Genomic DNA, 18,990 nt, shown 5'->3' on the forward strand with positions numbered 1-18,990 from the left:
ATAACATTGCACTATTTTTGCAATAAAAAACATTCTCAAACTGCATTGTCGACTACACTAGGCGCGACCTAAAAGACAAAATAATTTTGCTTTCAATATGCCGTTTACGCTTTCACATGCCATTTTGGCACCTCCCATTGCCAAACTGAGCGGCCAGCGCTTACCTGTTGCTGCTCTGGCAATCGGCTGTATGACTCCCGATCTGTTTCGATTATTTACCAATGCCAGCTTGACCATCAGTCATGAGTGGTCTGGGATGATTGTGCCTAATCTGTTGGTTGGGCTGTTGTTTTGTGCAGTGTGGTATGTGCTGTATCGTCCATTTATCTATCGCTGGCTGTCTCTACACGATCCACTCAATCTGAATACTCTAGACCGTACCTGTGGCTTTCTGATTGGCTGTGTGGTTTCAGTTTTAATTGGCGCAGCCACACATATTATTTGGGATGGTTTTACCCATGCCGATTTTCGAACCTTTGTCTTTCAAGATGCACTGAGCAGAGAAATTTCGATTTTGGGCTATCACACCCATGTACATATGCTCATGCAGATTGGTACTTCGGTGGTAACTCTGCCGATTTTGATCTGGATGTGTTTACACTATTTTAAGCAGCATCAGCAGACTAGACTGGTATCACGACTGATTCAGCGTTTTTGCTGGACTGCGTTTATTTTTTCTATGTTAAGCGGCCTATATTGGGTGATGGGCTATGCCGAACCACTCAGCCTCGATTCGTGGAAAGCAGAAACCTACGATCATGTAGGTAAATCGATCAATTACTTTTTCCGCGGGTTTCTTGGCAGTATGGCGCTATGGTCAATTGTATTCTTGGCATGGTTTGGTTTTTCCACACAACCAGATTCACAAAGTTGATTAAATCCGTTCAAAAATAGCGCATTTTTTGCAGTTTTTGGCGCTAGTTCTTGTGACCCGCCACTCAAAAAGGCATAATCGCTGATTCACTGGCGGTACGCTGTTTACGTATACGCCCCAACAGCCAATATAGTTTGGATTTTTACGACATGATGCGAACTCATTACTGTGGCTCTTTAACAGAAGCCCAAATTGACCAAACCGTAACCCTATGTGGATGGGTACACCGTCGCCGAGATCATGGTGGTGTGATTTTCCTTGATATGCGTGACCGCGATGGTTTGGTTCAAGTGGTTATTGACCCAGATACGCCAGAGGCATTTGCGACCGCAGATAAAGTACGCTCTGAGTTTGTACTGAAAATTACGGGTCGTGTACGTCGCCGCTATGAGGGCACTGAAAATTCAAATATGGTCAGTGGTCAAATTGAAGTGTTGGGCAAAGAGATCGAAGTTCTCGCACAATCTGAAACTCCGCCATTTCCATTAAATGATGACAATATTAATATTTCTGAAGAGCATCGTTTAAAATACCGTTTCTTGGACATTCGTCGTCCAGAAATGCTAGATCGTTTGCGTTTTCGCTCTAAAGTGACCAACCTGATTCGTAACTACCTAGACGATCATGGTTTCTTAGATGTTGAAACCCCAATCTTAACGCGTGCAACACCTGAAGGCGCACGTGACTATTTGGTTCCAAGCCGCGTACAAAATGGAAGCTTCTATGCTCTTCCACAATCACCACAGTTGTTTAAACAATTGTTGATGGTGGGCGGTATTGATCGTTACTACCAAATTGCAAAGTGTTTCCGTGACGAAGACTTGCGTGCAGACCGTCAGCCTGAATTTACCCAGATCGACATCGAAACATCATTCTTAAATGATGATGACATTATGGATCTAATGGAAGGCATGACCGTTAAGCTGTTTGGCGAATTGCTTGGTATCAAATTCGACAAGTTCCAGCGTATGCCTTACAGCGAAGCGATGCGTGACTATGCATCGGACAAGCCAGACTTGCGTATTCCGCTTAAACTTGTTGATGTTGCAGATCTGATGCAAGACGTCGAGTTTAAAGTATTTGCGGGTCCAGCCAAAGATCCTAAAGGCCGTATTGCAGCACTTCGCGTGCCGGGCGCAGGCGCTTTGCCACGTAGTGCGATTGATGAATACACCAAATTTGTAGGCATTTATGGCGCTAAAGGCCTCGCTTACATCAAGGTCAATGAAATTGAAAAAGGCGTAGAAGGCTTACAGTCTCCAATCGTGAAATTCATTGAACCGATCGTGATGCAATTGCTCGAGCGTGTAGGCGCAGAAAATGGCGATATCGTCTTCTTTGGTGCAGATAAAGCCAAGGTTGTAAATGATGCCATGGGTGCACTTCGTGTGAAAATCGGTCACGACCTAAAACTTGCAACCTGTGAATGGGCGCCGCTTTGGGTGGTCGATTTCCCAATGTTTGAAGAAACAGATGATGGTAAATGGACTTCAGTTCACCACCCATTTACGCTGCCAAAATCAAGCGTTGAAGATGTGAAAGCAAATCCGGGTGAAGCACTTTCCGTTGCTTATGACATGGTATTGAATGGTACCGAAGTCGGTGGTGGTTCATTGCGTATTTATACGCTTGAAATGCAAAAAGCCATCTTTGAAGCATTGGGTATTTCAGACGAAGAAGCCGAAGAGAAGTTTAGCTTCTTGCTGAATGCCCTGCGCTATGGCGCGCCTCCACATGGTGGTTTGGCATTTGGTCTAGATCGTTTAATCATGCTCATGACTGGTGCGTCTTCAATTCGTGATGTGATTGCATTCCCGAAAACCAAGACTGCTGAATGTCCATTGACTCAGGCACCAGCACCAGTTGAAGCGAATCAACTACGTGATTTGGGTATTCGTTTACGCGAGCAGCCAAAGAAAGAGGCTTGATTTTAGTTTAATGAATTAAGCTATCTGCTTTAAGTCTTACACCCTGACAGTTGAAAACTTTAATTCAACTCTCAGGGTGTTTTTATATCTTTAGCGCTCGAAACTAGATGGTAAATTAAATTGATCAGAAAAAATTTCAATAATTTCAGCTTTTAACTGTTCAAAATTTTGTACATGCTCATGATCATTTAAACAAACTTGAGCCAGTTTTTGCATTTTGACCGCCTCTTTTATTTCGGTTAAAGATTCAAACTTAAGATCATAATTTTGACCTCGATCAAGTATATCAACCGGATAAAATTTTCCAGAGCATAATTGCCACATCCGAAATAAATACTGATTTACATCTAATGGCTCTCTAAAACGATGCGTACATACGTGTTGTAAATAATCCTGCTCTTTTTCCCATACTTCATTAAATATCGATTTTAAAAAAGGTTGTGGTAAGTGCGTATTATAAAAATTTGAAAATTTTCGATTATAAAGCTCTAAAAAATTAGTCCAGTTATGTTTAAACCGATAATGAAGATTAAAGAATGCACGAGGCATTTGTTTGAAAAGCTGACGTTTATTGAAATATTTATTAATAATCGCGACATCTGTGAGGGTGACTGCACCCAAAAAGTTTTCTTCACCCACCACCATCAAAGGTTGTAAAACAAGCCCATCACAAGGCAGTCCTTTTCGAAAGAAAAACTCAGGCAGAAGCGGCTGAGTGATAAACATATCATCATTGAAATAGACGAAATGTTCAGCCAAACCTTCAATTTTATGAAGATTAATTTCGATAACATGAGAGCTAAATGTAGGTAAACAGGATGCATCGATAATTTGATCATGTGTAACGAAGTTGAGTTTTGGATGCTCTTTTATTAGAAATTCTGGAAAGTGTCCGCATGTTACGATATGAATTTTTCTGACCCATGGGCAGTATTTTTCTACAGATCTAAACCAATATTGTAAATTTTCCCAGTCACGATATCGGCACTGTTCATCTTTATCCCCAAGCTCAATGGCACAATCTCAAAAACGAACAGCATTTAAAGCCAAAGCGTAAGAAATAAAATGAATTTATGGTGAGATCACGTTAAATAACCTTCATAATTAGCACATAGTGATAATTTGTTACTTTTATTACCGATAACATTCTCAAATTAGACGATTGTGTTGAGCTGTCTACCGTCGAATGGCATAATATAGTTTTCTCCCCCTTCGGATAACTCATTATGGCTATGCGTTCTGATGTGCGCCGTCACGCGCTTGTGGTTATTGGTTTTTCATTAGCTCAATGGTTATTTATGCGGTATATCTTGGCCAACGAACTGTTCAATTTAGATACGAATCAACGCATTCTATTTTTCTGTGTGAGTAGCTTGGCTGGTGCATTACTGATTTTTGTTGCACTCATTTATATGGTGTTAAAGGGAAATGCGGATAATAAATAATATTCGCATAATCATGACTTCATATTCATGAAACCTTCAGATAATGTTCATATCCTTTCAAAATTTCAGGATGCCGATCATGTTGATGAACTATAGGAATAATCTGATTATCTACATCTACGATTAGTCCAGTTGAGTTCATCAATATTTGGCTAAACGGGTATAATCCTAAAGTGACAATACGCGATTTAAACGGCTGACAATAATGTACAGTTTCTAACTGTTTACAAAGCAGTAGCTTATTGTGCATCGCTTGATCATAAATCCGCTCAGACATTTTTTTATAGGGCTGTTTGCAGAATTCTTCAATCATTTTATCAACATAAGTATCAATTGATTGGTAATCTCCAATTGTAACTCCCGAACATGATACTTGATTAGTTTTTACTTCATTATAAAAATCAATACCATATGCATCTATTATCCATTTTTTGTTATATTCTTCAGTTTCAATACTGAACGCTGGATTTTCCATGCCTACAAATAAGCCTTTTTCAATATTTTCGAAAGGATTACTTTGAAAAAAAACATCGCGTACATCAGTGAGCAAGACATTCTGAATTGTGGTATCACTTTTTAATATTTCTTGATATTCGAAAAAACGACTAACATGAGGATAGCCGACTATTTTTAAACCTCTAATTTTACTTGCTGTATTATTTTCACTTACTGTTAAATTAAGAATCTGTTTTACTATATTTCTTATATTTTTAAATCTATATAGACCTGAATATTTTGATTTTGATTTAAATTTTCCAATATTGGAAACTTTAAAATTTACCTTAAATCTTTCAATATGAGAAAAAGCTTGTTCATATTCTTTAAGCTGTTCAGCATAAATGATAAGAAATAATATACCTTTAAAATCAGTTTTATTTAAAGAATTAATAAAGTCCGAAATTAATTCAGGTTTGTATCCTGTTGCAGATCCAATGATGATATTTTTTTGATTACTATCCATGAAAACTCCAGATCTATTCATTGGTATATTTTTTTAAGTGCAATGTTTTAAATTTAACTCGCAAATAATCCAACATATCATTTTTAATTTCAGTATTTGCAGCAACTAATGTCCTCTCGGCCTCAAGATAACTCAAATTAGAATTATTTTGAATCACAGGATGATCAAAAATAAAACTGACATATACATTAAAATCTTGTTGTAGAACGATCAGATCTTGCCAGTGATCATAAATTTTTGGAGTCTGATGATAACTTAGTAACATCGCTGCCATTTTACGATCCACCAAATAGGCGTAGGCATAAGCTAAACGATCAAGGAAATCATGATCAACTTTAAGTACTTTTTGTTCATATAATCTTTGATTTAGCTCGTAACCACGAACGCGATTACAAATTTTCATTTGAATACCGCCCAGGCTGAACAGAAAATTTTCACCCAGATGTAGTTCTTCTAACTTTGCTTCTAAATCGTCAAAATCGATTTCAAAACGTTCAATGACATCGTCTTCAAAAATAATCGCATACTTTTCATCGGAACTAAGAAAATCTTTGAGTGCTTCTAAGTGAGAAAGTGTACAACCCAGCTCACCAGGCGTCATGGGCTTGCTTTTACCTGCAACACCCATTTCAAAATATTGGCTAACACTTAAGTTTTTTCCAATAATTCCAAATTGTTTAAATTCATCTTTATAGTTATGAAAAGTCCGTTGTTCGTAAAATCCTTGTAACCTTGTACTGTCTTGCAATTCAATACTAATTAAATATTTTTTCATTTCAATCAAATGCTAAAATAAACGCCAACATTTTACTTAATTTTTCTTTTTTCGAGTGTAAAATTTGATGATAAAGCGTGAAATTCTAAAAAAATGGTATAAATACCAACAAAAAAAACAAGATAAAACTTTTGATTCTCACTGGTATATGCGTTTTGGCTGGTTAACGCAGCCCTTTTCAGGTTTAGATCAACTTAATGATCTGTTTGAGATCCACTCCCCTCGCCGCTTTACTTTTGCAGACAGTTTCTATGCCGAAGAAGATGGCCGTCATTTTATTTTTTTTGAAGAAGTCGACGATCAGCATCCAGTAGGATTCTTGTCTGTCTTAGAGGTATTTAAAGATGGCACATATACCGAACCGACCACCATATTAAAACTGGATTATCATCTTTCTTATCCCTGTGTTTTTAAAATAGATCATGACTGGTACATGATTCCAGAGACGTCAGCCAATAAGACCATAGAGCTTTGGAAGTGTGTGCAGTTTCCACTTAGATGGGAAAAACACTCAAATATTCTGCAAGATATTGAAGCCGTTGATAGCACGCCTTTTTATCATGACGGTATGTGGTACTTGTTTACCTCTACTCGACGTCACTGTAAGAAGTTTGGCGATCGTTTAGATATATTTTTCACACAAGATATCCTTAAGCCTGAATGGAAAGAACATCCAAGTAATCCAGTATGTAAAGGTAGTCAACAGTTTCGCATGGCAGGCAAACCCTTTTATTATCAAGGTCAATTGGTTCGACCAAGTCAAGATTCACTTAAGCGTTATGGTGGAAATATCGAGTTAAAAGCGATTACTCAATTGAGCCCAACCAGTTATCAGGAACAATGCTTAGCAGTCATTTTGCCAGACTGGAACACAATGGATGACGGTTGTCATACAATTAATTATGAAAATGGATTTGTGGTCTTAGATTCAATCCGCCTCTCCGCTAAAACCTATTAATTTACCAGCAGATTCTCATAAATACTGAGCGTCTGCTTTGCCATTGCTGCAACTGTCAATTCTGCCTTGGCTTTTGCATACAAAGGGCTAAAGTCGTTTTGAGCCTCAGGTTGAAGCGCACATTTAATCGCTTTTTCCAAACCTTGGGCATCTCCAATTTCTGCCAAATATTGCTCTGGTAACCACTCAACCACACCATTCACTTTGGTTGAAGCCATGACCTTATCTGCTTGTAAGGCTTCAACCATCACCAGTGGAAAACCTTCACGATCTGATGACAAGACCACAACATCTGCCAGTTGAATCAGTTCTCTAGCATCAGTTCTAAAACCTAAAAAAGCCACTTTACTTTGCAGCCCTAAAGTCTCAATCTGCTTTTCTAAGTCATCTCTAAGTGACCCATCCCCCACAATCCATAAATTCGCATCAATGTTTTGCATAGATTGAATCAATAGGCTGATATTCTTAACAGGTTCCAATCGACCAATACACATCACTATTTTTTTTGTAGTATCAAGATCAGGAAAGGTTGATTGAATGCTCTGCATTAAAGCCTGTTTTTTGTCTGTTTTTAATAGCGACTGAGGATAAACTCCATTATAAACCACATGAACTTTATTATTTGGAATATCCTGAGCTAAAGCCTGACTGACGGCAATCACCGCATCTCCAACCAAGTAAGCAGATTTATTTTTTTTAGTTCCATGAATCGTAGTGACTACTTTTATATTTATCAAAAAAGATCGAATTCGTGAAATCAGTTCCCCCGCTTTACCTGCTTGTGCATGAACAATATCAGGTTGAATCTGTTGAATCAGTGATTTCAGTTGCCAAAGTAGAAAAATGTTCCAGCGACTACGTGCAAAGTCCACAGCATGGAATTTGACATTTGAATTAAACTTTTCTGCATAGCAAGGATGTGCAATAACATGCACCTCCTGACTCAACGCCAACTCATTGGACAGATTAAACGTATGCTGCTCTAAGCCCCCCAATCCGCCACTCGTTGCCAATATCTGAACAATTTTCATTATCAACCTACTTATTTATTGTCTTTATTCATGCTTTGCTCAAATAATTTGGCTTCTTTTAAAAAAGCATAAAAGGCATTGACCATGCTGTTAACAAAACCGCGCCAGCCATTCAGAAAGCTACGACGGATAAAATACGACTTAATAAACGTCATCGGCATCACCAATACCAGTTTTGCCAAACTAGGGGATTTACCTTTTTGGAATTTTTCGGCGGCTTTTAAGTTGGAGTATTGATTATTTTTCTCTACTTTGACGAAAATACTCGACTCACCAAAATGATAAATATCATGCACGGCACGGCGAGATTCACCCTCTACAATCACATTTTCATGGACTTTATTGGCCAGATCATAATACCCTTTGGCCTTGCGAAAGAAACGCACCTTGGCATGTTTCTTGGTATGTTTACTATTCGGTACACCCAAAAACACATCGTTAATCGGCGTTATTAAGGCATCAAGCTGGTTATGCTGAATCACCTCAGCAATTTCCTGCTTTAACCCTTCAGAAAGTACTTCGTCGCCGTCTAAATTCAATACCCAATCATTGCGACATTTGGCTAAAGCCAAACTTTTTTGACCCGCATAGCCCTGCCAGTCCTGATGCTCAATGTGCACATTATCAAACTGCTGTGCAATGGCATAGGTAGCATCGGTACTGCCCGAATCTAAAATAATGACTTCATCAAAATCTTGCACACTTTGCAAGGTCTTGAATAACCACGCCTCACAATTGAGGGTCACGATATACACACTACACGCAATTTTAGGGATCATAATTTATAGCGTCCTTTGGCAAGCGCAATGCGCATTTGCAGGGCATTCATTGCGCCGTGGGTACTCACGCGGGGAATATTAAATGGATGCGCTGGATCATACGGCTCGATCTTTTTACGTGTAGACACGGCATTTTTAAAGCCAATCTTACGGGCCATCTGTTGATGCTTTTCATTAAAACGGCCAAATGGATAGGCAAAACTCGGACATGCTCCTACTAGCGTCTCTACATCCTGTTTGGAATGCAGCATTTCCTGATAGGCCGTTTCATCATCGAGTTTTAATAAATTCACATGATGCTGCGTGTGTGCCCCAAACTCGATAAAACCTGATCGAGCCATCTCCTGCACCTGATCGACGGTCAATGCCTCAATGCCTTCAATCTGGGTTGCCAGATAGATCGTCGCTTTGGCTTGATATTTTTTTAAGAGTGGATAGGCATAAACGTAATTATCCATAAAGCCATCATCGAAGCTCAGGGCCACTACATTTTTTTGCTCACGATATTGCTCAAGTTCAGATACAAAGCAAAATACCGCATTTTTTTTCACCAGCAGTTGCAGCAGTTGCTCAAACTTTTCGGGTGGCATATTCATTCCCGAGGCTTGGGCATGTGGTGTGACCTGATGTAGCATCACGATGCGGGGTAACTTATTGGAGCGAAATGGCAACCAAAATGTGTAGTTACCTAGTACGTAAAGCAAGGCGGCCAAAATGACCAAACCGATGATGATATACAACAACCACATCATATATAAACCTCATGTGACCATTCATACGCTTCGGTCAGGGGCTGGCGGAACGTCACTTCCAGCATGTACTGCGTAATTCGTTTACTACTAAAGCTTTGGCGTGTTCGCTGCCAGCCGGCACGTGCAATCTGTGCGGCTTGATCTGGATGCTGATCATAAAACTGAATTTTTTTAGCCAGATCAAACTGATCATCAAAATACACCACATGCTGGTCGGTATATAAATGCTCAAAACCCGGAATACGCGGACTAAAGGTCAATAAGCCATTGCCGGTCAGTTGCACAATGCGGTCGGAGCTGTACAAGGTGACATCATTTCGGCGCGAATAGTTCAGCCCCATTTTCGACTCTGACAACACTTGATAATAGGCTTTACCATAGACTCCCGGCTGATCAAAGCAGCCATAGTACTGATAATTGACTTGGGCCTGCGTCAGTGCATTGGCCAGATCTTTCAAGAATTTTTCGCGCTCAGGTTCTTTGTACACCACACCACAAAAAATAAAGGTCTTGTCAGTATTTTGATTTTCAAATTGTACTAATGTTTCAACATTATGATGCCCAATATTAGGCATATACCCCACATTTAAATGCGGCTGTTTCAGTTTTTGTAGGTATGTGCCACCCGTGGTACAAAATATCGCATCAAGATACGGCGAAAAAGCACGAATAAAATCAAGCTTATGTTCTAGATACAATGGATCGACATACCAAAAGGCAATTTTGGTCTCTGGATATTGCTGTTTGATCTGCTTAAGCACTTCAGGGCTCATCAGGTCGCTGTGCCCGATCAATACCAAATCAGGCTCCAGATTATTCACGATTTTTAGAATTTCTTTATTGGCCCAACTGGCACCTAATTTTTTTGTTTTAAAAATTGTGCCCATGCGCGCCATGTCACGAAAACTAAAATCGTAAACAAAATGTCCATTTTCTACCAGTCCCGCCGAAATTTTACGATCGGTACAGTAGAAATGCGCGCCTTGCTTGTTAAAACCAAAATTTGCAATATGCAATATTTTCATTAACTTAAGAACTCGATAAGCCCAAAATTTGAGATGCCACCCGATCGGCTTCACTCAGTGGAGCAGCATGATGCAGTAGACGAATAACATCCGTAATCTGATCATGTGCCAGTTGATCGATCATGTCCGTGATTCTATCAGATTTCAGCCGGTCAATTGCAATCACCCCCACGCGACACCCAGCAGTTTGGGCTTCAAAGATCATCGAGACACTGTCTTCGGTCACATAAACCGTATCGGCCAGTTGCATTTGCTCAAAGATCCAGCCTTGCGGCGTACGCTCCACCGGATAAATATCTAATCGCGCTGCATAGGATTGTTGGCCCAGATGTGCCAGAAAATTTTCAGGGGTACGACGCGATGTGGTCAAGATGACGCTCGATTGTGGATGCTGCTGCACAATCTGTTCAATGGCTTTGAGTACCTGCGCCTCGTTCCATTGATGGCGTTTAGAACTTCCACCGAGTGCAATCAGAATGCGTCCAGTGATATGACGCTGCTCATTTTGAAGCGGATTAAGTGCCCCTTGAGTGACCAATACATGCGGCGATGCTGCAACACCATCATGTGCTGGCACAACGGTGTAATCAAAACATGATATAGGCAGACTCGGCTTCATCAAAATGATGGTTTTGGCTTTTGGATAAATTTTCCCCAGCAACCATACCCGTAAATGTGTATGACTGCCCACCCCTACAATATAATCTGGTGCGTGTTCAAGATATGACAACCGATGCGTCCAGAATGCGTAAATTAATGAAAGCACGGATAACTGATCGAGTGGCAATTCTTGTAACTGTGCATGTGGCACCTTGCGCTTAATCGCACCAAACAATCCCAGTGCCTGTGATCGATGCCCTGCTTTACCGTCACTCACGTACACAATCTGCATATCTGAATTATCCAAAACCACAAAAAAAGGCGAAACTTTCGTTTCGCCTTGATCTTAACTGATTCGCTTACTTCACGTAAGTTAACCAGTGTTCATATTTTGGATTTTTACCCTGAACCGCATCAAAGAAGGTTTTCTGGATTTCTGTGGTAATTGGGCCACGGCATCCTTCACCAATTTCACGGTCATCGTATTCACGAATTGGCGTCACTTCTGCGGCAGTACCAGTAAAGAACGCTTCATCGGCAATGTAGAATTCGTCACGGGTGATACGGCGCTCAACCACGTCATAACCTAAGTCTTTGGCAATAGTAATGACTGTTTGACGTGTAATACCATCTAACGCACCGCCTGCGATATCTGGGGTATGCAGCACGCCATCTTTTACCAAGAATACGTTTTCACCAGAACCCTGACACACATAGCCTTGTGGGTCCATCAACATCGCTTCGTCATAACCTGAATGCGCGACTTCCTGATGTGCAAGAATCGACAAGGTATAGTTACCTGACGCTTTGGCTTTACACATGGTCACGTTAGGATGATGGTGCGTAAACGATGATGTTTTCACACGAATCCCTTTCGCCATTGCTTCTTCGCCAAGGTAAGCACCCCAGCTCCATGCCGCAACAGCAGCATGAATAGTATTGTCGGTTGCAGCGATACCCAGTTTTTCAGAACCGATCCAGATCAGTGGACGTAAGTAGCATGATGCGAGCTTGTTTTCACGTACAACATCAATTTGTGCCTGTTCAAGCGTTGCTTGATCAAATGGCACTTTCATTTGATAAATTTTTGCTGAATTTAACAAACGTTTTGTATGCTCTTTAAGACGGAAAATTGCTGTGCCTTGAGGCGTTTCATAGGCACGGACACCCTCAAACACACCCATACTGTAATGTAGTGTATGAGTTAAGACGTGGATTTTTGCATCACGCCAGTCGATTAATTGTCCATCTTGCCAAATAAAACCATCACGATCAGCCAAATTCATGGCACACACTCCAAATTTTTTTACACAATTATTTACTCTCCAACGCCATAAAATTTGCCGTTGGATCTATTAATCTTTGCCATAACTTGCAAACGATCACTCGGGTATCGTGCCAATCCGCAGCGTTCACTTGCATGGATTGATTTGCAAGTGCTAAACGGTGGCTCTCGGCTCGTTCGCTTAGATAAGCGTGTATTAATGCTGTGGCATCTTCACTGGATAAGCAGCCTGCTTGAGCAGCATCTTCTAGAATTCTCACATTATCGGAAAAATGGGCGAGATCAGAATTCGACCCACTCCATGCTAGAACCACATACTGTGCCATAAATTCGATGTCAACGATACCTCCCGCATCCTGTTTTAAATGAAAAATCCCATGTTTTTTTTGTTCATTTGATGAGCCTAGATGATCTTTCATCTTCTGACGCATTTTGAGCACTTCAGCGCGCACATGTGCTTCATCGCGCGGCTGAGTCAGAATCTGACAGCGAATCGCCTCAAACTTTTCGCGTAGTTCAGGCTCACCGGCAATCGAGCGTGCACGAACCAGCGCTTGATGTTCCCAAAGCCATGCATTTTTAAGCTGATACTGCTCAAAGGCTTTTAGGCTCGTCACTAAAAGCCCGGCCTCTCCAGAAGGTCTGAGTCGCGTATCAATTTCATAAACACGACCATCAAGCGTTTGTGTGGTCATGTATGAGAGAAATTTCTGTGCCACCCGCATGGCAAACTCAAATCCGGTAATGGTTTTATTGCCATCAGTTTCGGCTTGCTCATCAAAAGAATGAATAAAGACCAGATCCAGATCTGAGCCATAACCCAGCTCAATGCCACCGAGCTTGCCATAGCCTATTACGGCAAATCCTAAATGATCGGCTGAGCAGCGGTTACCCGTAACATCTTGTGGATAGCCGTGTTTTTTAGCCACGGTCTGATATGACAGTTGCAGTGTGGCCGCCACACTGACTTCTGCAATATCGGTCAATGCATCAGAAACTTTCATGAGTGGACTTTCAGCCAGCACATCACTGGCTGCCACAGTCAGGACATTGCTTTTCTTAAACAAGCGCAATACCTGCATTTGTTCTTCGACTTGATCTAGCTCAATCCGTAATAGCTGCTGACGTAATGAGTCTTCAAGATCTTGACGGGTAGGCAGACCAAAATCCATAGTCAAAAACTCATCGAGCAACACTGGATACTGGCTCAGTTCTTCACAGATCCATGGACTGACGGTAGCCATTTTGACCAAACGCTGCATGGCACCGCGACTTTCCATCAACATGACCAGATAGACCGTCCGGCGCATAACCGACTCGACCAAAGGCATCAAACGCATCAAGGCCAGTTGAGGGTGTTCAGATTGTAAAATTGCCTCAATCAAGTATGGCCAAAAATCTTTTAAACGCTGTACAGCTTTCGCAGGTAGTTTTTTTAGGGCATTACCGTGCCAAAACTCGTGAATTAAATTTTTAGATGCATCATCTAGCACTTCTGCAAGTCGCTGCTCAAGCTGTGTATCGGTCTGCTCAGGTGCTGTTATTTCATCCTGAATCAAATGCTTAAATTGTTCGCTGACTTTTTCACGTTTGGTGTTGAGTGTATTTAAAAACGCATCCCAAGTCGGGTAATGCAAGGTATCCAAAATACGCTGACGCAGCTCTGGATCATGTGGCAAAGATTGGGTTTGCTGATCATTCAAGGCCTGAATCGCATGTTCGACGCGTCTGAGAAACAGATAAGCATCTTCAAGTTGCACCACTGCCTCAGGCGTAAGTAGCCCGACTTGCCCAAGATGATGCAAACTTACCAAGCACTGCCGATCTTGCAGCTCACGCTTTGAACCGCCATAAATGAGCTGAAATACCTGAACAATAAACTCGACTTCGCGAATACCACCTGCTCCAAGCTTGATGTCATCGGCGATATTACGACGTGCGACTTCACGCTCAATCATGCTTTTCATTTCACGCATGGCTTCAAATGCCGAATAGTCGACGTAACGACGAAATACAAAAGGCCGAGTCATCTCCATCAAATGTTCGCCATGAACGCCCCCACTGATAATACGGGCTTTGATCCACGCATAGCGCTCCCACTCGCGTCCGTGCTGAATCAAGTATTTTTCCAAGGCCACATGACTAATCGCCAAGGCTGAGCCATCGCCCCACGGCCTTAAACGCATATCAACACGAAAAACAAAGCCATCTGCGGTGATATGATCGAGCAGATAAATGAGTTTTTGTCCCCACAAAATACAAAATTGCTGTACATCGATGGATTTTCTGCCCTGCGTTTCACCTTGTTCATCGAAGGCAAAAATCAGGTCGATATCACTAGAGAGATTAAGTTCTTGAGCACCTAGTTTGCCCATACCAATTACAATTAAATCTTGAACTTCACCAGAATAACCCAGCGGTTCGCCGTGCTTGGCCAGCAAAGGCCCTAATGCAAAGCGTTTAGCGGCACAAATACTGGCATCGGCAAAATCGGAGAGTTCGCGGGTGAGCGTGACCACATCGGTCTGTTGATTGGCATCTTGCCAGATCCAGCGAAACATCAAACGTGCACGAAGAATCCGCAGGCTTTTCATCCATGTGGCTTCGTCTTCAATACCCTCGAGTGTTTGTTCAACTGTTTGGAAAATATCGTCACGGGAAAGGTGAGCAGTAAACCGATCAAGTTGAAAGTCCTGCTCGAGAAAGGTGCGGTGTAATTCGAGCACGTGTTCTGCGTATTGACTTGATCTTAAAGTTATTTGTAACTGCTCAGCATTCATTGAATCAAACCTGCAACTTGATTGTTTGCATAGTTATAGCAGTTACATGCTAAAGATGGGAAATCTATTTAAACCAATTTTACTTCTGTATCAGCATGTTCAATCACATTGTCGGTTACATGCTGCGCCGCAGGCAATATCACACGAAAAGTTGTGCCTTCGCCTTCTTTTGATTCAACCTTAATCGAACCAAGATTTAAATCGACAAAGCGCTTACACAAGGTGAGCCCTAAACCTGCACCTTTTTCTCCAGCGGTTCCACGAAAACTTACCGTAATACGTGGCTGAAAGACTTCTTTAAGCTGCGACTCGGTCATGCCATGACCCGTATCCTGTACAGCAATTTCAACATTTTCAGCAATTTGTTTGGCCGAAATACTGACCCGGCCTGTACCGTCCATAGGCGTGAATTTCAGTGCATTCGACACCAAGTTTTGAATCAGCGAAGTAATCATGTTGATATCGGCAAAAAGCTTGATGTCTTCAGGTACATCGTCGATGAGCTGAATATTTTTTTTCAGCGCAAAGGTATTCAAAATACTCATGACAATGGTGGTCACTTGCTTAAGATTAAAACTGATGGGATGGTATACGAATCGCCCGCCCTCAGCCATCGCCCAATTGAGTAAACTTTCAAGCAAGTTGTAAGTCGACTGCGAAGTGTCATAAAGATAGTCTGCTATATTTTGAACACTTGACTCATCTAATGTTTCACGCTCTTTGGCCAATACTTCAGAGAAACCCAGCAAACCATGAAATGGAGCACGTAGGTCGTGCGCAATAATTGAAAAGAATTTGTTTTTACTAAAATTCAGCGCTGACTGCTGCTCATAGAGTTCTCTGAGCTCTTCAAAATTAAACTTGAGTTCGGCATGGCGCACAAATCCAGCGGTATAGCTCTGTACCAGTTCAATACTGGTTGGATCAAAAGATGTCAGTTCATCATCAAAAAAGATAGCAACCCCTATCGACTGCTGATCGGATTTTTGTAAATTAATCGCAATTAAACGCTGATAATTTACACCCAATGTCTGTAGCACCTGACATAAATGCATATATTGCGGGTGCACAGCATCGAGAACATCCATGTTATGGACTGCACGCAACGATGGTATTAATTCGATTTTAGATAAAGCATGAAGACCGTCATGATTGATATGCCATACGTACGGTTCTTCCTCAAAGCTGAGAATGGCATATTTGACATTGAGAAGCTTAGTGGTAAAACTGACATAGCGTTGTACTAGGTCATTGTCACTATTGAGTCCAAGCAGAAGCGATAGGCGGCATGCACTTAGCTGATCTGCTTGATCAAGTCGTATTAGTTGCATTTTCATGCGAGCCTCGCCAGGATTGTGATTATTATTGAGTAGATTTAATAAATTTAAACAACAGCGCAACAAAATAGAGATACACCTTATACATTTAACAAATTTTTCTAATAAAAGCAATTAGAAAACGACAGACCCTCTCCTGTTACCAACGTAAAACACGTATAAAAAAACCACCCCATGCGAACATGAGGTGGTGACTGAATTTTTTGTGCATGAGCGTATTTGCTATCCACCGACAATCCGATAAATACGGTTGCTCTTTTGGCTTTCAAAGAGTAGCTCTGTCGAAGGGAGAATCGTTTCATTTTCCACCTCGATTTTCTCGACACGCTGATACAGGCTCAGTTCTGCACCTGTAGGCGATTTGAGCTGATCTTTTAATAGCGCAATCGCGGGATATACTTTTTCAAATTGATCTTTCACCTTAATTTCTAAACGATTCATCTTGTTCTTCCTAAATTTTTTACTGTCTTTTTGTATAGCATGATTTTTGCTCAACCATCTCGCTAAGTTGTTAAATTTTATGGCATTGTTTCAGTGTGTAATATCAATTTGATCTGTGCTGCTATCCATCTCATTTGCAAGACTATTTTGAGTTCATTAAAGAGCTACTTTAGATGGTGATTGTATTTTTAACGTACATCGCCTCAAAAAGTGGTTAGATGAATACTGAGTCAGCTAGACTGCATACTGGATGGCTTGCTTTTTGGTAAACAGCAGCAAGCCATCTAAACCAAACGCATACCCTAATCCAGACTGTTTCCAGCCTCCAAACTCTGCAAACGGTGACACATCAGCATGACTGTTAATCCACACTGTACCAGTCTGCATTTTTGCTGCAATTTGGTGGGCTTGAGTCATGTCTTGCGTCCATACTGAACCACCCAATGCATAGGAAGACTGATTAGATTGCGCAATCACTTCATCAATATTGCGAAAACTTACGACAGGTAATACTGGCCCAAATTGCTCATTTGCAAAGATTTCACTGTGCTCATCGACATCGGTCAAAATTAAAGGTGCAATAAAATAGCCCGCCTCAGGTACTCGAGCAAGATTCTGATTCGCAATTTTGGCGCCTTGTGCAACGGCATCCTCAATCATATTTTTGACTTTAAGATACTGGTTGCGGTTTTGCACTGGACCAAGCGTGGTGTCCGTATTGCGACCATTGCCCAGTACCTGAGCATCGGCAATTTGTGCAAGTGCCGCCACCATTTGATCAAAAATGCTCTCATGTACATACAAACGTTTAATACAGGCACAGGTTTGGCCGGCATTTAAAAAAGCACTCATAAAAATCTTTTGCGCCGTTTCTGCCACATCGACATCTTGTAACACAATCGCGGCATCATTCCCCCCAAGCTCAAGCACCACATGCTTGAGTTGATCGGTTGCCGCAGACAGGATTTTTTTACCCACAGCAGTAGAGCCTGTAAATACGACTTTCTCAATTTCTGGATGCTGACTCAATGCAGCACCTACCTCACCCGCACCCAGCACCAGATTACATACGCCTGCGGGTACATGTCGCTGAATGATTTCAATCAGTTTGATGGTGCTCAGTGGCGTAAATTCTGAAGGCTTGTTGATGACACAGTTTTTGGTTTTCAGTGCCGGAATTAAGTGCCAGATGGCAATCATAAACGGCCAGTTCCACGGTGTAATCGAGGCAATCACGCCCAATGGACGATGAAAAATGCTCATCTGTTTACCCATTGGATCGGTATGCTGCAAAACTGGCACTTCAAACTGATTGGTCACCTCAAGCCAGTACAGCGCCATATCCACTTCCATTTCGGCTAAAAATAGCGGCTTACCTTGCTCAAGAGTTATCAGCTCAGCCAATACTGAACGCTCAGCTTTAATATCTTGGGCAATTCGATCCAGACTCAAGCGAATCTGTTCGTCAGAGGTATATTGCCATTGTTCAAAGGCTTTTTTTGCAGCCAAAACAGCATCATTAACCTGTGCTGTGGTTGCCGCTTTGCATTTGACAATGACGCTTTCGGTCGCAGGATTAATGACCTCAAATGTTGGGCCCTGTCCTTCTATTGCCTTGCCTGCATAATACATCGCTGTATTCATGGTGATCTCCGTCATTGTATTTTTCCTTGGCATTTTTTGTTGATGCGTTTTTTATTACGTTGTATCGAACGCTTGTACTTCCCGACTTTCTTTCTTGTGACTGGCAGATGCTTTTTACAGATGAGCCAGCATTCTGCCGATCATGTCGTATCAACACATTTATTCATACATAATATTGTATTCATTTGTTATTTCATATCATATATAGTTAAAAAAATAATAAACCAATGATTAATATAATTTTAAAAAAATATTTACGATACATTTTAATTTTTTTATTTATTTTTATGTATCTTTTATTTATTTTTTAAACCATACTCAAGTGGCGATGTTTTGAACAGGAATTCATCTACATCGGCAGCATTAGAGCTAAAA

16 protein-coding genes and 1 pseudogene are annotated in these 18,990 nt (G+C 41.2%); 4 read left to right on the plus strand and 13 right to left on the minus strand.

The genetic code is table 11. The annotated features are described in order from the left end of the window. The first annotated feature begins 97 nt into the window (after positions 1-97). Positions 98-874, plus strand: coding sequence for a DUF4184 family protein (locus Aso01_RS07540; RefSeq protein ID WP_004933047.1), 777 nt, complete (start codon positions 98-100; stop codon positions 872-874). A 149-nt stretch (positions 875-1,023) separates the two neighbouring features. After that, a complete protein-coding gene (gene aspS / locus Aso01_RS07545) occupies positions 1,024-2,802 on the plus strand; it encodes an aspartate--tRNA ligase (RefSeq protein ID WP_004933044.1) in 1,779 nt (592 codons plus the stop codon). A 90-nt stretch (positions 2,803-2,892) separates the two neighbouring features. On the opposite strand, the pseudogene Aso01_RS07550 reads toward aspS, so the two are convergent. After that, positions 2,893-3,795: pseudogene (locus tag Aso01_RS07550) on the minus strand (stealth family protein); the annotation flags it as partial. A gap of 233 nt (positions 3,796-4,028) precedes the next feature. On the opposite strand from Aso01_RS07550, the gene Aso01_RS07555 reads away from it, so the two are divergent. Then, positions 4,029-4,247, plus strand: coding sequence for a hypothetical protein (locus Aso01_RS07555; protein ID WP_004933038.1), 219 nt, complete (start codon positions 4,029-4,031; stop codon positions 4,245-4,247). A gap of 25 nt (positions 4,248-4,272) precedes the next feature. On the opposite strand, the gene Aso01_RS07560 is transcribed toward Aso01_RS07555, so the two are convergent. Together Aso01_RS07560 and Aso01_RS07565 are read right to left on the minus strand one after the other, a co-directional pair. Then, the gene (locus Aso01_RS07560) at positions 4,273-5,208 is read right to left on the minus strand and encodes a hypothetical protein (protein WP_004933036.1); all 936 of its coding nucleotides are present in this window, start codon (positions 5,206-5,208) and stop codon (positions 4,273-4,275) included. Between the two features lie 13 nt (positions 5,209-5,221). Beyond that, the gene (locus tag Aso01_RS07565; RefSeq protein WP_004933033.1) at positions 5,222-5,983 is read right to left on the minus strand and encodes a glycosyltransferase family 25 protein; all 762 of its coding nucleotides are present in this window, start codon (positions 5,981-5,983) and stop codon (positions 5,222-5,224) included. Between the two features lie 67 nt (positions 5,984-6,050). Between Aso01_RS07565 and Aso01_RS07570 the strand changes: the two genes are divergently transcribed. Then, complete coding sequence (locus Aso01_RS07570) at positions 6,051-6,941, plus strand: glucosamine inositolphosphorylceramide transferase family protein (protein ID WP_004933031.1); 891 nt, start codon at positions 6,051-6,053, stop codon at positions 6,939-6,941. On the opposite strand, the gene Aso01_RS07575 is transcribed toward Aso01_RS07570, so the two are convergent. The 10 genes from Aso01_RS07575 to Aso01_RS07620 form a co-directional block, all read right to left on the minus strand. Continuing rightward, entirely contained in the window at positions 6,938-7,972 is a 1,035-nt protein-coding gene (locus Aso01_RS07575; RefSeq protein ID WP_004933028.1) for a glycosyltransferase, read from the minus strand. The genes Aso01_RS07570 and Aso01_RS07575 overlap by 4 nt on opposite strands. Before the next feature lie 11 nt (positions 7,973-7,983). Continuing rightward, positions 7,984-8,748, minus strand: a complete 765-nt coding sequence (locus Aso01_RS07580) for a glycosyltransferase family 2 protein (protein ID WP_119025204.1) — start codon at positions 8,746-8,748, stop codon at positions 7,984-7,986. Beyond that, positions 8,748-9,503, minus strand: coding sequence for a polysaccharide deacetylase family protein (locus Aso01_RS07585; protein ID WP_004933022.1), 756 nt, complete (start codon positions 9,501-9,503; stop codon positions 8,748-8,750). Before Aso01_RS07585 ends, Aso01_RS07580 begins: the two co-directional genes overlap by 1 nt. Further along, a complete protein-coding gene (locus Aso01_RS07590) occupies positions 9,500-10,528 on the minus strand; it encodes a glycosyltransferase family protein (RefSeq protein ID WP_004933019.1) in 1,029 nt (342 codons plus the stop codon). Before Aso01_RS07590 ends, Aso01_RS07585 begins: the two co-directional genes overlap by 4 nt. Positions 10,529-10,532: 4 nt before the next feature. Beyond that, on the minus strand, positions 10,533-11,420 hold the full coding sequence (locus Aso01_RS07595) for an ELM1/GtrOC1 family putative glycosyltransferase (RefSeq protein WP_004933016.1): 888 nt from the start codon (positions 11,418-11,420) through the stop codon (positions 10,533-10,535). A 67-nt stretch (positions 11,421-11,487) separates the two neighbouring features. Beyond that, the gene (locus tag Aso01_RS07600) at positions 11,488-12,414 is read right to left on the minus strand and encodes a branched-chain amino acid transaminase (protein WP_004933014.1); all 927 of its coding nucleotides are present in this window, start codon (positions 12,412-12,414) and stop codon (positions 11,488-11,490) included. 28 nt (positions 12,415-12,442) lie between these two features. Beyond that, complete coding sequence (glnE, locus tag Aso01_RS07605; RefSeq protein ID WP_004933011.1) at positions 12,443-15,193, minus strand: bifunctional [glutamate--ammonia ligase]-adenylyl-L-tyrosine phosphorylase/[glutamate--ammonia-ligase] adenylyltransferase; 2,751 nt, start codon at positions 15,191-15,193, stop codon at positions 12,443-12,445. Between the two features lie 68 nt (positions 15,194-15,261). Then, positions 15,262-16,530, minus strand: coding sequence for a sensor histidine kinase (locus tag Aso01_RS07610; protein ID WP_004933007.1), 1,269 nt, complete (start codon positions 16,528-16,530; stop codon positions 15,262-15,264). A gap of 222 nt (positions 16,531-16,752) precedes the next feature. Continuing rightward, the gene (locus Aso01_RS07615; protein WP_004933004.1) at positions 16,753-16,971 is read right to left on the minus strand and encodes a hypothetical protein; all 219 of its coding nucleotides are present in this window, start codon (positions 16,969-16,971) and stop codon (positions 16,753-16,755) included. A gap of 234 nt (positions 16,972-17,205) precedes the next feature. Beyond that, positions 17,206-18,630: an aldehyde dehydrogenase family protein gene (locus Aso01_RS07620; protein ID WP_004933002.1), complete on the minus strand. Its 1,425-nt coding sequence runs from the start codon at positions 18,628-18,630 to the stop codon at positions 17,206-17,208. Between the last annotated feature and the right edge of the window lie 360 nt (positions 18,631-18,990).

It is taken from the genome of Acinetobacter soli (genome assembly GCF_000760595.1).
GTDB classification, from domain to species: Bacteria; Pseudomonadota; Gammaproteobacteria; order Pseudomonadales; family Moraxellaceae; genus Acinetobacter; species Acinetobacter soli.

What these genes read in the sequence shown, in the direction of transcription:
- Aso01_RS07540 (WP_004933047.1), top strand. Translation starts at nt 98, where the DNA reads ATGCCGTTTACGCTTTCACATGCCATTTTGGCACCTCCCATTGCCAAA.
- aspS (WP_004933044.1), top strand. Translation starts at nt 1,024, where the DNA reads ATGATGCGAACTCATTACTGTGGCTCTTTAACAGAAGCCCAAATTGAC.
- Aso01_RS07555 (WP_004933038.1), top strand. Translation starts at nt 4,029, where the DNA reads ATGGCTATGCGTTCTGATGTGCGCCGTCACGCGCTTGTGGTTATTGGT.
- Aso01_RS07560 (WP_004933036.1), bottom strand. Translation starts at nt 5,208, where the DNA reads ATGGATAGTAATCAAAAAAATATCATCATTGGATCTGCAACAGGATAC.
- Aso01_RS07565 (WP_004933033.1), bottom strand. Translation starts at nt 5,983, where the DNA reads ATGAAAAAATATTTAATTAGTATTGAATTGCAAGACAGTACAAGGTTA.
- Aso01_RS07570 (WP_004933031.1), top strand. Translation starts at nt 6,051, where the DNA reads ATGATAAAGCGTGAAATTCTAAAAAAATGGTATAAATACCAACAAAAA.
- Aso01_RS07575 (WP_004933028.1), bottom strand. Translation starts at nt 7,972, where the DNA reads ATGAAAATTGTTCAGATATTGGCAACGAGTGGCGGATTGGGGGGCTTA.
- Aso01_RS07585 (WP_004933022.1), bottom strand. Translation starts at nt 9,503, where the DNA reads ATGATGTGGTTGTTGTATATCATCATCGGTTTGGTCATTTTGGCCGCC.
- Aso01_RS07590 (WP_004933019.1), bottom strand. Translation starts at nt 10,528, where the DNA reads ATGAAAATATTGCATATTGCAAATTTTGGTTTTAACAAGCAAGGCGCG.
- Aso01_RS07595 (WP_004933016.1), bottom strand. Translation starts at nt 11,420, where the DNA reads ATGCAGATTGTGTACGTGAGTGACGGTAAAGCAGGGCATCGATCACAG.
- Aso01_RS07600 (WP_004933014.1), bottom strand. Translation starts at nt 12,414, where the DNA reads ATGAATTTGGCTGATCGTGATGGTTTTATTTGGCAAGATGGACAATTA.
- glnE (WP_004933011.1), bottom strand. Translation starts at nt 15,193, where the DNA reads ATGAATGCTGAGCAGTTACAAATAACTTTAAGATCAAGTCAATACGCA.
- Aso01_RS07610 (WP_004933007.1), bottom strand. Translation starts at nt 16,530, where the DNA reads ATGAAAATGCAACTAATACGACTTGATCAAGCAGATCAGCTAAGTGCA.
- Aso01_RS07615 (WP_004933004.1), bottom strand. Translation starts at nt 16,971, where the DNA reads ATGAATCGTTTAGAAATTAAGGTGAAAGATCAATTTGAAAAAGTATAT.
- Aso01_RS07620 (WP_004933002.1), bottom strand. Translation starts at nt 18,630, where the DNA reads ATGACGGAGATCACCATGAATACAGCGATGTATTATGCAGGCAAGGCA.